Raw genomic sequence first — 14662 nt, forward strand, 5'->3', positions numbered from 1 at the left:
GTGATCGACGCCGCCTCGCCCGACGCCCGCGACCGCCTGTCGGCCGCCCTCGGCATCGCCCGGTGGGTCGACGAGGTCGCCGCCGGGTCGCCCTACGCCTCCCTCGACGTGCTCGTCGACGCGGGGGAGCGGGCCGCCGCCGACCTCACCGACGCGGAGCTCGACGAGGCGGTCGGGCACCACCCCCGGATCGGCGAGCGCGCCGCCGGCGAGGGCGCCTCGTCCCGGCTGTCCGCGGGCGAGCAGGCGGGGCTGGGCCGCAACGACGAGGGCGTCGACGCGGCCATCGCGCGGGGCAACGAGGTCTACGAGGAGCGCTTCGGCCGCGTCTTCCTGATCCGCGCGGCCGGCCGGTCGCGGCAGGAGGTGCTCGACGAGCTGCAGCGGCGGCTCAAGAACGACGACGCCGCGGAGACGGCGGAGGCGAAGGACCAGCTGCGGCAGATCGCCGCGCTGCGCCTCCGCGCGCTGTTCGGGGAGGACGCATGAGCCAGGTCACCACCCACGTGCTCGACGCCGCCTTCGGCACGCCCGCCGTCGGCGTCGGCGTGACGCTGGACCGGCAGACGGCCGACGGGTGGAGCGAGGTCGGCAGCGGGGCGACGGACAAGGACGGCCGCATCCCCGAGCTCGGCCCGGACCGCCTCGAGGGCGGCATCCACCGCCTCACCTTCGCGACGGGCGACTACTTCGACGCCACCGGGCGGCCGAGCTTCTACCCGGAGGTGCAGGTGCACTTCCGCCTCTCGGGCACCGAGCACTACCACGTGCCCCTGCTGCTGAGCCCCTTCAGCTACAGCACCTACCGCGGGTCCTGACCCCGCCTCAGCGCTCGGGCAGCAGCTCGTCGAGGGAGCGGATGACGGCGTCCGGCCGCGGGCCGTCGGGCGGCAGCGCGACGCCCGCGCGGTCGAGCCAGACGCCGCGGATGCCCGTCTCGAGGGCGCCCGGCATGTCGTGCCACAGGTTGTCGCCCACGAACCACACGTCTTCGGGGCCGATCCCCGCGGCCGCGAGCGCGACGGCGAAGACGGCCGGGTCGGGCTTCTTGACCCCGGCCTCGCTCGACACCGTCAGCGGATCGAACCGGCCGGTCAGCCCGACCGCGTCGAGCTTGCCGCGCTGCACCGCGCCGGAGCCGTTCGTGACCATGCCGACGCGGATCCCCTCCGCCGCGAGCCGGTCCAGGGCGGGCAGCACGTCGGGGAAGAGGCGGAGGGACGCGCGCTCCTGTCGTCGCCACTCCGACCAGGCGCGCTCCAGCAGGGCCGGGTCCTCCAGCCCGCACTCGGCGAGGGTCTCGCGCCACGCCTCCCGGCCGATCTCCTCGCCGGCACGGCCGCCGAGCATGTAGTCGTCCTCGACCTCCGGCCAGCGCCGCTGCCACACCGCGGTGTTCGCGGCGACCAGCTCGTCCGGCGAGACGCCGGGCACCTCGGCCGCGATCGCCTCGCACGTCGCCCGCATGGCGGACGGGAGCCCCGCGCCGTCGACCAGCGTGCCGTCGAGGTCGAAGAGCACGAGCGCGGGCATGCGCCCATCCTGGCGATGACCGGCCCTCGGGAGCGATCGAGCAGGACATTCTCGGTCGAGCAGGACCCCCGCGCCCGTCCCGTCCTGCCGGATCGACGAGGTCCTGCTGGATCGCTCGGGTGGAGCGCGACGGTGCTCAGACCAGGCCGGTGTAGCCGTGCCAGGCCTCGCCCGCCGGCGCCGCGCCCTCGCGCACCGCCGAGGCCTGGATGAGGCCGTACGGGCGGTCGTCGGCGTGGAACACCTCGTTCTCGTTCGGCTCGTCGAAGCGCGAGAAGTCGACGAGGAAGTGGTGCTTGTTCGGCGCGACGAGGCGGATCTCGGCGATCGGGGGGAACGCCTCGAGCGCCGCGCGGCCCATGTGCCAGAGCGTCTGCTGGAGCGCGAAGGAGTCGAGCGTCGCGAACTCCGCCAGCATCAGCGCCTTCACCGCGGCGTACACGCCGTTCCAGTCGGTGTCCGCCGCGGCGTCGGTCAGCCGCCACTGCGCGGTCAGCGACGTCGCCATGATCCGGTCGTCCGTGGGCTGCAGCGTCGTGTACTCGTCGACCAGGAAGTCCTTGAAGTGGCTGCCCGTGCTCTTCAGCACGACCAGGTCCTTGAACCCCTGGACGACGTGCGTAGCGTCCGCCTCCAGGGTGATCGCGGCCGTCCGCACCTCCTGCCCGGTGCGCACGAAGGTGTGGTCGTGCGGCCGGCCGTCGACCTCGACGCGGGTCCAGTCGTACCGCTCGATCTCGACGCGCGCGCCCTCCACCGGCTCGACGTCGTCGACGAAGTGGTGCGCGAGCGCGAGGCCGTAGACCTCGATCGGGTCCGGGGCCACCTTCTTCGCCCACACGTACGCGCTGTTCTTCTGCGTGTCGGTCGGCAGCACCCGCCGCTGGTCGCCGTCGAGGTAGGCCTCCTCCCACGGTCCGCGCAGGGCGGAGGAGACGTTGAGGTCCGTGATCTCGTGGCGCGGCGAGTCGCGGACGATGCGGACGAGCCGCGTCTCCGCCTTGCCGTACTGGTGGGGACCGAGCACGATCGACATGCGGCGACTCTCGCATCGCGATGTGTCCCGCGTGTAACGACTCCGGGTCGGCCTCGGCCCCTTCACCACGGGATGCGCATGACCGACGCCGACGACCTCCTCCGCGCCTACGACGAGCAGCTCCGCGGCGACGCGGAGGCGCTCGGCGCCGCGCAGCGGTTCCGCCTCGGCCCGCTCTGGATCGGGGTGTTCGCGGGCGGCCGCGGCTTCATCTCCTACCGGGACCTCGGCGGCCTGTCGCCGAAGGGCGTCGACGGCCTGGTCCGCGCCGCGCTCGCGATGGTCGCCGCGGAGCCGTCGGTCGTCGAGATCGAGTGGAAGACGCGCGGCCACGACGCGGCGGAGGGCCTGCACGAGGCGCTCGTGCGCGCGGGTTTCGAGCCGCAGGAGCCGGAGTCGATCATGCTCGGCGCGGCCGAGCTGCTCGCGCTCGACCTGCCGCTGCCCGACGGGGTGACCCTGCGGTCGGTGACCGACGAGGAGGACGTCCGCGTCGCCTCGTACGCGGCCGACCGGCTGTTCGGCGACGAGCCCGACGAGGCGCGCGTCGCGGACCTCCTCGACCGCATCGCGCGCGGCGCAGAGCTGTGGGTCGCGGAGGCGGACGGCCGGGTCGTGTCGACCGGCCGGCTCGAGCCCGTGCCCGGGATCGACTTCGCGGGGGTCTGGGGCGGCGCGACCGACCCGGCGTGGCGGCGCCGCGGGATCTACCGCGCCCTCACCGCCGCACGGGCGAAGTCCGCGGTGCGGCGCGGCGTCCGCTTCATCAACAGCGACTCGACCGAGTACTCGCGCCCGATCCTCGAGCGCAGCGGCTTCGTGAAGGTGTCCACCACGACCCCGTACGAGTGGCACCGCTGATTCCGTTTTGAAGGAGTTCTGCGCGAATCGCGGCGAGAACTCCTTCAAAACGGAATCAGGCGGGGCGGGTGAGCAGGCGGCCCCGCGGCGGACCGTCCAGGTCGACGGGGGCGCCCGCGAGGTACGTGCGCCGCACGACGCCGACGAGGTCGTGGTCGAGGTAGGCGCTGACCGGGTTGCGGAAGCGCAGCTCCTCCCGCACGACCCGGTGCGGCGCCGTCGGCGCGAAGACCACGAGGTCGGCCCGGGCCCCCGCGGCGATCCGCCCTCGATCGGTCAGGCCGACGAAGTCGGCCGAGCGCTGCGAGAACCAGCCCACGACCCGCTCGAGGGGCACGCCCCGGTGCCGCGCCTCGGACCACACCGCCGGCAGCCCGAACTGCAGGCCCGCGATCCCGCCCCAGGCGACCTGGAAGTCGCCGTCGCCCGCGAACTTCCGCTCCGGCGTCGAGGGGGAGTGGTCGCTGACGACGAGGTCGATCGTGCCGTCGAGCAGCGCCGCCCAGAGCGCGTCCTGGTTCGCCGCGTCGCGGATCGGCGGGCAGCACTTGTACTGCGTCGCGCCGTCCGGGATCCCGCCCTCGTCGAAGACGAGGTAGTGCGGGCAGGTCTCGGCCGTGAGCCGCAGCCCCTCCGCCTTCGCGGCGCGGATGAGCGGGAGCGCCGAGGCGGCCGAGAGGTGCAGGACGTGCGCGCGGCCGCCGGTGCGGCGCAGGCCGTCGACGACCGCCGCGATCGCCGCCGTCTCCGCCTCCTCGGGCCGGGAGGCGACGAACGCGGGGTAGTGCCGTCCGCCCGCGTTCTCGTGCCGGGCGAGCACGTCCGGGTCCTCCGCGTGCACGATCAGGAGGCCGTCGAAGGCGGCGAGCTCGTCGAGCGCCGCGTCGAGCCCCGCCCGCTCGAGGTGCGGGAACTCGTCCACGCCCGAGGGCGCCAGGAAGCACTTGAAGCCGAAGACGCCCTCGTCCCACAGCGGCCGGAGGTGTCCGAGGGAGGCCGGCACCGCGCCGCCCCAGAAGCCGACGTCGACGAAGGACGCGGGCGCGGCGGCGGCCCGCTTCACCTCGAGCGCCGGCACGTCCACGGTCGGCGGGATCGAGTTCAGCGGCATGTCGATCAGCGTCGTGACCCCGCCCGCGGCAGCGGCGGCGGTCGCCGTGCGGAACCCCTCCCACTCCGTGCGGCCGGGCTCGTTCACGTGCACGTGCGTGTCGACGAGGCCGGGCAGCAGGACCTCGTCCTGCGCGAGGCGGACCGCGGAGGCGGGCGCGTCCTCGAGCGCCCCGACCGCGGCGATCGTGCCGCCCTCCACGACGACGGCGGCGGGGCGGAAGGCGCCGTCGACGAGCACGCGCTCGGCGGCGATCACGAGGTCGGTCATGGCGCTCCAGACGGTCGGGTCGGCGCGATTCAAGCAGCGCCGTCTTTCCGGCATGTGACGGATCCGGCCCTGCGCGGGCGCTCGGGAACCGCGGGCGAGGATGACGGCATGACCTACGACGCCGTGCTGCAGACCGTCCTCGACCGCGAACCCGAGCCCGCCGGAGGTGTCGTCGGCACCGAGGTCGACTACGACGCCGACGGCACGCCGGCCCGCGGCTACCTCGCCGTGCCGGGCGACGCGACCGGTCCGCTGCCCGCCGTGCTCGTCGTGCACGACTGGCTCGGCGTCACGGACGCGACCCGCATGCGCTGCGACATGCTGGCCCGCATCGGCTACGTCGCGTTCGCCGCCGACGTCTACGGGGCCGACCTGCGCCCCTCCGACGCCGAGGCGTCCCAGGCGGCCGGCCGGTTCTACGGCGACCGCGAGCTGTGGCGCGGCCGGCTGGCCGCCGCGCTGCAGCGGCTGCAGGCCGAGCCCGCGGCGGACACCGAGCGGCTCGCAGCGATCGGGTACTGCTTCGGCGGCTCCTCCGCCCTCGAGCTCGCCCGCATCGGCGCGGACCTCCGCGCCGTGGTGAGCTTCCACGGCGGCCTCCCCACCGGCGCGGAGGGGGAGGCCGCGAGGATCCGGGCGAAGCTGCTCGTCCTCACCGGTGCCGCGGACCCGGTCGTGCCCGACGAGGCCGTGAAGGCCTTCGAGGACGAGATGCGCACGGCGCCCGACCTCGACTGGCAGGTGGTCACCTACTCGGGCGCGATGCACGCCTTCACGGTGCCGACCGCGGACGCGCCCGACCACGGCGCCGCGTACGACGAGCGCGCCGACCGCCGCAGCTGGACCGCGATGAAGGACTTCTTCGCCGAAGCCCTGGGCTGATCGCTTCGGATGCGCGAGCGCATCCGAAGCCGTGCCGTACCGGAGGCGCTGAACGCGCCTCCGGCTGACGGCCGTCCCACCGGCTCCCACACACGGCAACGCCCCGCTCCTCGTCGAGGAGCGGGGCGTTGCCGGGTCCGGAGAGCCGAGGCTCAGGCCGGGACGGTCTCGTTCGCGTGGATGGACTTCAGCGCACCGGTCCACGCCTCGAGCTGCGTGAACATGATGTCCGCGCTCGCGTCGTGCTGCGGGCCCGGCGTGAACGTCGACATGTTCTCGAAGTCGGTGAACAGGCTGAAGCCGAGCTGCTGGCGGACGTGCGCGAGCTGGAGCTCGGAGGCGACGAGGCGGAGCTGCTCGACCGCGCGGGCGCCCTGGTAGGCGCCGTAGCTGACGAAGGCCGCGGCCTTGTTGTTGAAGGGGTGGTAGATCGAGTCGAGCGCGTTCTTCAGCACGGCGGAGAAGCTGTGGTTGTACTCCGGCGTGACGAAGACGTACCCGTCGAACTCGGCCACCTTGTCGGCCCACTTGACGACGGCCGGGTCGGTCGGCGGCACGTAGGCGGGGGACACCGGCGCCTCGAAGAAGGGCATCGGGTAGTCGCGGAGGTCGACGAGCTCGTAGTCGGCTGCGGCGCGCTCGGCGCCCTTGGCCACCACCCAGTCGGCGACGGCGGCGCCGTTGCGCGGCTCGCGGGTGCTGCCGAGGATGACGGCGATCTTGAGGTCGGCCATGGTTTCCTTTCACGGGAACGGTTGATCCGTCCACCAATATAGCCGAACCGGTGACACGTCAACGACCAGGTGATACCATTCAGGCATGTCGCAGGGGATGGGCCTGGACCCCGCCGATTGGGCCATGTGGCGCGAGGTCACGAGCATGCGCTCGCAGGTCGACCGCGCGCTCGAGCAGCGCCTCCAGCGCGACGCGGGCATCTCCGCCGCGGACTTCGACGTGCTGCGCAGCCTCGCCGACGCCGAGGGGCGCCGCCTCCGGGCCGGCGCGCTGGCCGAGGTGCTCGGCTGGGAGAAGAGCCGGATCTCGCACCAGGTCCGGCGGATGGCGGAGCGCGGGCTCGTCGAGCGCGCCGACTGCCCGACCGATCTCCGCGGCACCTGGGTCGTGCTGACCGATGCCGGCGCCGACGCCTTCGCCGCGGCCTCCTGCGGCTACGTCGAGACGCTCGACGCCGCGGTCTTCTCGAAGATCGACCCGGACGACAAGCGCGCGCTGCGCCGGGTCGCCGTCTCGGTGACCGACGGGCTGCTCGCACCCGACGTCCAGCCTTCGCCGACCCGCTGATGCCAGGGTGATCCGCGTCGAAAGGACTCGGATGAACCCCATCAAGGCTTTGGTCGATGCCGGCTTCAAGAGCGAGTACGCCTACTGGGGCGGCTTCGTCTCCATCGGGCTGAGCTTCGCGTCGTGGGGGCTGTCCCAGATGAAGGACCCGCGCGACAAGGCGCAGTCCGACCGCTGGGGCATCTTCGTCGGCCACTGGGCGCCGACGTTCTTCGCCCTGGGCGTCGCGCTCAAGCTCGAGGAGTAACCGGACCGGGCGGGGGAGGCGGGCCGGGATCCCGCTCTCCCCGCCTTCCGTCCGTCGTCGGCGCACCCGTCAGGGGCCGCCGAGCCAGTGGTCGATCCGGTGGTGGTCCGGGGTGAACCCGTTGGCCACGCCCCACAGCACGGCCCGCGTCCGGCTGTCCGCGCCGATCTTGCGGTACACGGACCGGATGTAGGACTTCACGGTGTTCGGGCTGAGGTACGTCAGCCGTGCCACCTCCGCGTTGCTCTTGCCCTGCGTGATCAGGGCCAGGATCTCCGACTCGCGGTCCGTGAGCCCCTGCTCGCGACCGGGCCAGTCGAGGCCCGGGGCGCTGCGCACGCGGCCCGTCACCTCGGTCACCACGACCTCGCCCGCGTGGATGAGCTCGATGGCGCCCACGAGCTCCTCCGCGCCCATCGCCTTCGACAGGTAGCCGCGGGCGCCGAGACGCAGCGCCTGCTCGACCAGCTCGGGGTGGAAGTTCCAGGTGTAGAGCGCGACGCAGCCGGCGCCGTCGCTCCCGAGCAGCGCGGCGACCTCCTCGTGGTCGGATTCCGGCTGCGCGAACGAGTCGTAGAGCACGACGTCGATCCGGTCGTCGAGGGCGGCGTTGGCGTCGATCTCGGCGACCACGACGCGGTCGCGGTGCGCGTCGAAGAGGTGCGCGAGGCCGATCAGGACGACGTCGTAGTCGTCGACGAGCGCGATCGTGATCGGCGGGGCCTCGACGTCCGTCATGGCCGGAAAGTACACCCCCAGGGGTGTGCCGCCGGGATCGCGCCGCTGGTCGACTGACGGCGATCCGACTTCCGGATCGAGGACGCGCGTCTCGGACGCGCAGGACAGGAGGCCGTCATGGGCGTCATCGGCACCCTCATCACCGTCATCATCGTCGGGCTGATCGCGGGCTTCATCGCCCGGGCGATCGTGCCCGGCCGGCAGAGCATGGGTATCGGCGCGACGATCCTGCTCGGGATCGTCGGCTCCTTCGTCGGCGGCTTCCTCGGCTTCCTGATCTTCGGGAAGGACGCCGGCGACGGGTTCCTGCAGCCGTCCGGGATCATCGGGTCGATCATCGGCGCGATCATCGCCCTGCTGATCTACGGTGCGGTCACGGGGCGGCGCCGCGCCTGACCTCGTCGCCCGCATGCGGTTCGATGGGCGGGTGACCGGCGCGATCCTCGACCCCGTCCTCCTCGTCGGCGAGCACGTGCGGCTGGAGCCGCTCGGGCCGCAGCACGTGGAGGGCCTGGCGCGCGCCTCCGCCGACGGCGAGGTCTGGCGGAAGTGGACCACGTGGGTCCCCGCCCCGGGGCAGATGGCCGCGACGATCGAGGAGCGGATCGCGGACCACGCCCGCGGCCGCATGGTCCCGTGGGCCACCTGCCTGCCGGACGGCACGCCGGTCGGCATGACCTCCTACTGGGACGTCGACGCCCCGAACCGACGCGTCGAGATCGGCGCCACCTGGCTCGGCGCCTCCGCCCAGGGGACGAAGGTGAACCCGGAGGCGAAGCTCCTGCAGCTGACGCGGGCGTTCGAGGACCTCGACTGCATCGCCGTCGAGTTCCGCACGCACTGGCACAACCGCCAGTCGCGCCGCGCGATCGAGGCGCTCGGCGCGAAGCAGGACGGCGTGCTGCGGAACCACCGGATCATGCCGGACGGCACCCTCCGCGACACCGTCGTCTACTCGATCGTCCGCGACGAGTGGCCGACGGTGCGCGCCGGGCTGCGCGCCCGGCTCCGATCCGCCTGAGCGCGCCCTCGCTAGGCTGCTCCGGGCCTCGAGGACCGGGGCCGGAGAGGCACCATGGCGGACATCGCGGTTCGGCCGACGCACCTGGCGGACGGCCGTGAGCTCATCTACTTCGACGACGCGGGAACGACGTTGCCGACGGAGCGCCGCGCCGACCCGCGGCACCTCGACCCGCGCCCGCCGACCGCGACGATGCGGCTCGACCTGCTCACGGGCGACTGGGTGTCGATCGCGTCCGCGCGGCAGAACCGCGCGTTCCTGCCGCCCGCGGAGTTCGACCCGCTCGCGCCGCAGTCCGAGTCGAACCCGTCCGAGATCCCGGCGCAGTACGACGTCGCCGTGTTCGAGAACCGGTCCCCGTCGTTCGGCCCCGCGCTCGGCGACGCCGAGGGCGCGCCGGAGGGGCTCACGGACCTCGCAGCGCTCGCGGTCGGCCGCACCCGCACCTCCGTCGGCCGCACCGAGGTCGTCTGCTTCGACCCGCACACGGCCGGCTCGTTCGCGGACCTCTCCGTGAACCGGGCCCGGACCGTCGTGGAGGCCTGGGCGCAGCGCACCGGCGCGCTCTCGGCCCTGCCCGGCGTGCAGCAGGTGTTCCCGTTCGAGAACCGCGGCGAGGCGATCGGCGTCACGCTGCACCACCCGCACGGCCAGATCTACGCCTACCCCTACGTGACGCCGCGGACGACCGCGCTCCTCCGGCAGGTCGACGCGTACGACGGCGACCTGTTCGCGGACCTGCTCGCCTTCGAGCAGGCCGGGGACCGCGTCGTGCTCCGCAGCGACTCGTTCACCGCGTTCGTGCCGTTCGCGGCGCGCTGGCCGGTCGAGCTGCACCTCCTGCCGAACCGCCACGTCGCCGACTTCACCGAGCTGACCGAGGCGGAGAAGGACGAGCTCGCCGGCGTCTACCTCCGGCTGCTGCGCGCCGTCGACGCCCTCTACGACACCCCGACCCCGTACATCGCCGCGTGGCACCAGGCCCCGGTGTCGACCCACCGCGACCGGGTGCGCCTGAACCTGCAGATCACGTCGCCGCGGCGCGCGGCCGACAAGCTGAAGTTCCTCGCCGGCAGCGAGGCCGCGATGGGCGCCTGGATCGGGGACCTCGTACCCGAGCAGACCGCGGAGCGGCTCCGCGCGGCGCTCGCGACGGCGGACGCGGAGCGCCCGCTGTGACCGCGGGGACCGAGGGCGCCGGAGGGCTGTTCCGCACGACCTTCGCGGCCGAGCCGGCCGGGTTCTGGCGCGCGCCCGGGCGCGTGAACCTCATCGGGGAGCACACCGACTACAACGACGGGTTCGTGCTGCCGTTCGCGATCGACCGGGCCACGACGATCGCGCTCGCGCCGCGCGACGACGGCCGCATCCGCCTCGTCTCGACCTTCGGCGGCGCGCTCGTCGAGTCCGACCTCGACGCGGTCGACCGGCGCGACTTCGGCGGCTGGTCCGCGTACCCGCTCGGGGTCGCGTGGGCGATCGGCGAGCGGCACCCCGGCGCGGCGCGGCGCGGCTTCGACGTCGCAGTCGACTCGGACGTGCCGGTCGGCGCCGGGCTGTCCTCCTCCGCGGCCATCGAGATGGCGGTCGCGGTCGCGCTGGACGACGTGTGGGGCATCGGGCTCGACCGCGCCGAGCTCGCCCGCATCGGTCAGCGCGCGGAGAACATCGCGGTCGGCGCGCCGACCGGGATCATGGACCAGTCCGCGAGCGTGTTCGGCGAGCGGGACGCCGCGGTGTTCCTCGACTGCCGCAGCCTCGCGGTCGAGCAGGTGCCGCTCGGCTTCGACGCGGCCGGCCTGGTGCTGCTCGTGGTCGACACGAAGGTCGAGCACCAGCACGCGACCGGGGGCTACCGCGACCGCCGCGAGGCGTGCGAGCGCGGCGCCGAGGCGATGGGCGTGCCCGCGCTGCGGGACCTGACCGTCGACGACCTCCCGCGCGCCCGGGCCCTGCTCGACGACGTCACGTACCGCCGCGTCAAGCACGTCGTGACCGAGGACGCCCGCGTGCTCGAGAGCGTCGCGGCGCTGAAGGCGGGCGACCTCGTCCGGTTCGGCGAGCTGATGGACGCGAGCCACGCGTCGATGCGCGACGACTTCGAGATCTCGGTGCCGCAGCTCGACGCGGTGGTCGAGGCGGCGCAGGCCGCCGGCGCGCTCGGCGCGCGGATGACGGGCGGCGGCTTCGGCGGCTGCGCCATCGCGCTCCTGCCCGCCGACGAGGCCGACGCGCTCGCCGCCGACGTGGTGCAGGTGTTCGCGGACCGCGGCTGGCACGAGCCCGTCCCGTTCACGGTCCTCCCCTCGGAGGGAGCCCGCGCCCTCTGACCCCCGCCGGCCGCCCCGCTGGTCGAGGTGCGAGCGCAGCGAGCCTCGAGACCTCCGACCCGGCGGCCCGGATGCCCTGGTCCCCTCCGGGAGCGTCCAGCACGGGCGAGGAGACTCGGCCCATGCGGTACAGGACCATGGGGAACACGGGCACGGTCGTCTCCGTGCAGGCGCTCGGCACGATGACCTTCGGCGCGGAGGCGGACGAGGAGACCTCGGGCGCGATCATCGAGGCCTACGTGGCGGCAGGCGGCAACTTCCTCGACACCGCCGACGTCTACACGAAGGGCGTCTCCGAGCAGATCATCGGCCGCTGGCTCGCCGCGCACCCCACCGAGGCGCAGCAGCTCGTGATCGCCACGAAGGGGCGGTTCCCGATGGGGCCCGGCCCGAACGACTACGGCGCCTCCCGGCGGCACCTGACCGACGCGCTCGACTCGAGCCTCGCCCGGCTCGGCGTCGACAGCGTCGACCTGTACCAGATCCACGCGTGGGACGCGCTCACCCCGATCGAGGAGACCCTCCGCTTCCTCGACGACGCGGTGCGCGCCGGGAAGATCAAGTCCTACGGCTTCTCGAACTACCTCGGCTGGCAGCTGACCAAGGCGGCCTGGATCGCCAAGGTGCACGGCTGGGCCCCGCCCGTCACCCTGCAGCCGCAGTACAGCCTGCTCGTCCGCGGCATCGAGCACGAGATCGTGCCCGCCGCGCTGGACCAGGGCATCGGCCTGCTGCCGTGGTCGCCGCTCGCCGGCGGCTGGCTCTCCGGCAAGTACACGCGCGGCACCGCCCCGACCGGCGCGACGCGGCTCGGCGAGAACCCGGAGCGCGGCATGGAGGCGTGGGGTCCTCGCAGCGAGGACGAGCACACCTGGGCGGTGCTCGACGCGGTCCGCGAGGTCGCGGAGGGCGCGGGCACCACCTCCGCCGCGGTCGCGCTGGCCTGGCTCGACGCGCAGCCCGCGATCACGAGCACGATCCTCGGCGCGCGCACGGTCGAGCAGCTGCAGCAGAACATCGCGGCGGTCGACCTCGACCTCGGGGCGGACGCCCTCGCGCGGCTCACCGAGGTGAGCACGCCGCAGGCCGAGGTGTACCCGTACGGCCCGCAGGCCGTGCAGCAGCGGTTCCGTCCCCTCGTCCCGTGACGGCAGGGGCGCTGCCCTTCCGTCAGGTCGACGTCTTCGGCGCGGCACCCCTCGCCGGGAACCCGCTGGCGGTCGTGCTCGACGCGGCCGACGTGCCGGAGGCGGCGATGCGGGCGTTCGCCCGCTGGACGAACCTGTCGGAGACGGCGTTCGTGCTCCCGCCGACGGCGCCCGGCGCCGACTACCGGGTCCGCATCTTCACCCCGGCGTCCGAGCTGCCCTTCGCCGGGCACCCGACGCTCGGCTCGGCGCACGCCTGGGCCGAGCGCACGGGCTCGACGGCGGACCGCCTCGTGCAGGAGTGCGCCGCCGGGCTCGTCGAGCTGCGCCGCACCGACGAGGGGTGGGCGTTCGCTGCGCCGCCCTTCCTGCGCAGCGGCCCGGCCGACGACGAGGAGATCGCCCGGGTCGCGGAGGGCCTCGGCATCGGCCCCTGGGACGTGGTGGCGGCCGAGTGGGTCGACAACGGCCCGGGCTGGCTCGCCGTCCTGCTCCGCGACGCGGACGCGGTGCTCGAGATCCAGCCGGACCTCGAGCGGATGCGCATCCCGACCGGCGTCGTCGGGCCGCACGGCGCCGGCGGCCGGGCCGACTACGAGGTGCGCGCGTTCGTGCCCGGTCTCGGCGTGCCCGAGGACCCGGTGACGGGCAGCCTCAACGCGGGCATCGCCCTGTGGTTCCTCGGCAGCGGGCGCGCGACCGGCGGCTACACCGTCCGCCAGGGCACGCGCGTCGGCGCGGACGGCCGCGTGGTCGTCACGCAGGAGGACGACCGCGTCTGGATCGCGGGCGCGACCCGCACGGTCCTCGACGGCACCGCGTCGTTCTGACCGACTGCGTCCGTTTTGAAGGAGTTCTCGCGCCGAGCGCGCAAGAACTCCTTCAAAACGGAATCAGCGCGCCGCGGCGATGCGGCGGGTGCGGCCCCTGGCCGCGACCGCGCCCGCGACGGCGGTGCCCACGAGCAGCGCCGCGGAGCTCCAGGCGAGTGCGGGGCCGACCCCGATCGCCTGGCCGACCAGGCCGACCGTGAGGCCGCTGCCCATCCGCAGCCCGTTCGCGGAGACGCCGTAGAGCCCGACCACGCGCCCGCGCTCCGCGGGCGGCGCGAGCAGCTGCACGACGGTCTGCGAGATCGACATCGACGCGAGGTTCGCCGCGCCGGCGACGAACAGCAGGAGGAGCGCGATCCAGTACCAGCCGGTCAGCGCGAACAGCAGGATCGCGACGCCGTAGGCGAAGGTGCTGACGACCGCCGCGCCGACCGTCGACGGGATCCGCCGGGTCGCCTCCAGCAGCACGCCGCCGACCACGCCACCCGCCCCGACGGCGAAGAGGAGGGCGCTGTACGCGATGCCGTCGCCCGCGCCGAACCGGTCCGCGAAGGCGGGCATCGTCGTCTGCAGCGAGGCCCCGATGAAGAACGAGCCGAGCCCCGCGAGCACGAGCATCGACACGAGGGTTCGATCGGTGCGGATCAGCCGGAGCGTGCTGAACGCCTCCCGGAACCCCGCCCGCGGCCGCGGCACGTGCGCGTCGCGCGTGTGCCCCGTCACCTTCGTCACGAAGAGGAACACGATCAGCGGGATGTAGAACAGCGCGTTGACGAAGATGCCGGCCTCGGCACCGAGCCCGACCAGCAGCACCGCGCCGACCACCGGGCCGAAGAGGATGCCGAGGCTGCGGAACGTCGAGTTGAGGCGCACCGCGCTCGGCAGCTCCGCCGGCCCGACGAAGTCGTGGAGCATCAGCTGCTCGGCCGGGCCCCACAGCGCCCCGGCGGTGCCGTGCAGCACGAGCAGCACGCAGGCGGCCCAGACGGTGAGCGTGCCGGTCGCGAACAGCACGCCCCACGCGATCGACACGAGCGCGAACAGCACGGCGCCGATCTGGATGATGCGGCGGCAGTCGTACCGGTCCGCGAGCTGCCCGAACGGCACGGACAGCAGCAGGAACGGCAGCCAGTGGCTGATCACCTCGAAGCCCGCGAGCGCGGGGGAGTGGAACCGCTGCCAGAGCACCCAGTACGTGATGACGTGCTCGATGTTGTCGGCCATCATCATCAGCGCCGCGCCGACGAGGTAGATCGCGCACTGCGGGTCGCGGAGGGCGGCGAAGCGGCGGGGCACGAGGGCGTCGGTCATGGCCGGTCCATTGTCCGCGCCGTTCGTCGTGCGCGTCGA

The 14662-nt window shown here is 73.8% G+C and carries 18 protein-coding genes; 12 read left to right on the forward strand and 6 right to left on the reverse strand.

Annotated elements, in window-relative coordinates:
* Together uraD and uraH are read left to right on the forward strand one after the other, a co-directional pair.
* Complete coding sequence (gene uraD, locus D1781_RS15905) at window positions 1-489, forward strand: 2-oxo-4-hydroxy-4-carboxy-5-ureidoimidazoline decarboxylase (RefSeq protein ID WP_233551480.1); 489 nt, start codon at window positions 1-3, stop codon at window positions 487-489.
* Complete coding sequence (gene uraH / locus D1781_RS15910; RefSeq protein WP_119483504.1) at window positions 486-818, forward strand: hydroxyisourate hydrolase; 333 nt, start codon at window positions 486-488, stop codon at window positions 816-818. The genes uraD and uraH overlap by 4 nt, the downstream gene beginning before the upstream one ends.
* 7 nt (window positions 819-825) lie before the next feature.
* On the opposite strand, the gene D1781_RS15915 is transcribed toward uraH, so the two are convergent.
* Window positions 826-1533, reverse strand: a complete 708-nt coding sequence (locus D1781_RS15915) for an HAD family hydrolase (RefSeq protein ID WP_119483505.1) — start codon at window positions 1531-1533, stop codon at window positions 826-828.
* Between the two features lie 136 nt (window positions 1534-1669).
* Window positions 1670-2569 carry a factor-independent urate hydroxylase gene (gene pucL, locus D1781_RS15920; RefSeq protein ID WP_119483506.1) on the reverse strand — a complete coding sequence of 300 codons (900 nt, stop codon included), beginning with the start codon at window positions 2567-2569 and terminating at the stop codon, window positions 1670-1672.
* Window positions 2570-2647: 78 nt separating this feature from the next.
* Here pucL and D1781_RS15925 point away from each other — a divergent pair, with 78 nt between their 5' ends.
* Window positions 2648-3430 (forward strand): GNAT family N-acetyltransferase, encoded by a 783-nt coding sequence (locus D1781_RS15925; RefSeq protein WP_119483734.1) that lies wholly within the window; start codon window positions 2648-2650, stop codon window positions 3428-3430.
* 55 nt (window positions 3431-3485) lie between these two features.
* Here the strand turns inward: D1781_RS15925 and allB are convergent, their stop codons facing one another.
* Window positions 3486-4811: an allantoinase AllB gene (allB, locus tag D1781_RS15930; protein WP_119483507.1), complete on the reverse strand. Its 1326-nt coding sequence runs from the start codon at window positions 4809-4811 to the stop codon at window positions 3486-3488.
* 108 nt (window positions 4812-4919) lie between these two features.
* On the opposite strand from allB, the gene D1781_RS15935 reads away from it, so the two are divergent.
* On the forward strand, window positions 4920-5693 hold the full coding sequence (locus D1781_RS15935; RefSeq protein WP_119483508.1) for a dienelactone hydrolase family protein: 774 nt from the start codon (window positions 4920-4922) through the stop codon (window positions 5691-5693).
* A gap of 152 nt (window positions 5694-5845) precedes the next feature.
* Here the strand turns inward: D1781_RS15935 and D1781_RS15940 are convergent, their stop codons facing one another.
* Window positions 5846-6427, reverse strand: coding sequence for an NADPH-dependent FMN reductase (locus tag D1781_RS15940; RefSeq protein ID WP_119483509.1), 582 nt, complete (start codon window positions 6425-6427; stop codon window positions 5846-5848).
* 85 nt (window positions 6428-6512) lie between these two features.
* On the opposite strand from D1781_RS15940, the gene D1781_RS15945 reads away from it, so the two are divergent.
* Both D1781_RS15945 and D1781_RS15950 read left to right on the forward strand, forming a co-directional pair.
* Entirely contained in the window at window positions 6513-6995 is a 483-nt protein-coding gene (locus D1781_RS15945) for a MarR family winged helix-turn-helix transcriptional regulator (protein WP_119483510.1), read from the forward strand.
* 31 nt (window positions 6996-7026) lie between these two features.
* Window positions 7027-7242 carry a hypothetical protein gene (locus D1781_RS15950; protein ID WP_119483511.1) on the forward strand — a complete coding sequence of 72 codons (216 nt, stop codon included), beginning with the start codon at window positions 7027-7029 and terminating at the stop codon, window positions 7240-7242.
* 69 nt (window positions 7243-7311) lie between these two features.
* Here the strand turns inward: D1781_RS15950 and D1781_RS15955 are convergent, their stop codons facing one another.
* On the reverse strand, window positions 7312-7980 hold the full coding sequence (locus tag D1781_RS15955) for a LuxR C-terminal-related transcriptional regulator (RefSeq protein WP_119483512.1): 669 nt from the start codon (window positions 7978-7980) through the stop codon (window positions 7312-7314).
* 117 nt (window positions 7981-8097) lie between these two features.
* Between D1781_RS15955 and D1781_RS15960 the strand changes: the two genes are divergently transcribed.
* The 6 genes from D1781_RS15960 (at window position 8098) to D1781_RS15985 (ending at window position 13309) form a co-directional block, all read left to right on the forward strand.
* Window positions 8098-8376: a GlsB/YeaQ/YmgE family stress response membrane protein gene (locus D1781_RS15960; protein WP_119483513.1), complete on the forward strand. Its 279-nt coding sequence runs from the start codon at window positions 8098-8100 to the stop codon at window positions 8374-8376.
* 31 nt (window positions 8377-8407) lie between these two features.
* Entirely contained in the window at window positions 8408-9001 is a 594-nt protein-coding gene (locus D1781_RS15965; RefSeq protein ID WP_233551482.1) for a GNAT family N-acetyltransferase, read from the forward strand.
* A 54-nt stretch (window positions 9002-9055) separates the two neighbouring features.
* Complete coding sequence (gene galT, locus D1781_RS15970; protein ID WP_119483514.1) at window positions 9056-10180, forward strand: galactose-1-phosphate uridylyltransferase; 1125 nt, start codon at window positions 9056-9058, stop codon at window positions 10178-10180.
* Window positions 10177-11331: a galactokinase gene (galK, locus tag D1781_RS15975; protein ID WP_119483515.1), complete on the forward strand. Its 1155-nt coding sequence runs from the start codon at window positions 10177-10179 to the stop codon at window positions 11329-11331. The genes galT and galK overlap by 4 nt, the downstream gene beginning before the upstream one ends.
* A gap of 122 nt (window positions 11332-11453) precedes the next feature.
* Window positions 11454-12479 carry an aldo/keto reductase gene (locus D1781_RS15980; protein ID WP_119483516.1) on the forward strand — a complete coding sequence of 342 codons (1026 nt, stop codon included), beginning with the start codon at window positions 11454-11456 and terminating at the stop codon, window positions 12477-12479.
* Entirely contained in the window at window positions 12476-13309 is an 834-nt protein-coding gene (locus D1781_RS15985) for a PhzF family phenazine biosynthesis protein (protein WP_199706718.1), read from the forward strand. Before D1781_RS15980 ends, D1781_RS15985 begins: the two co-directional genes overlap by 4 nt.
* Before the next feature lie 63 nt (window positions 13310-13372).
* Here D1781_RS15985 and D1781_RS15990 read toward each other — a convergent pair whose 3' ends face one another.
* A complete protein-coding gene (locus D1781_RS15990) occupies window positions 13373-14623 on the reverse strand; it encodes an MFS transporter (RefSeq protein WP_199706720.1) in 1251 nt (416 codons plus the stop codon).
* Between the last annotated feature and the right edge of the window lie 39 nt (window positions 14624-14662).

Origin of the sequence: Amnibacterium setariae (genome assembly GCF_003581425.1) — a bacterium.
GTDB classification, from domain to species: Bacteria; Actinomycetota; Actinomycetes; order Actinomycetales; family Microbacteriaceae; genus Amnibacterium; species Amnibacterium setariae.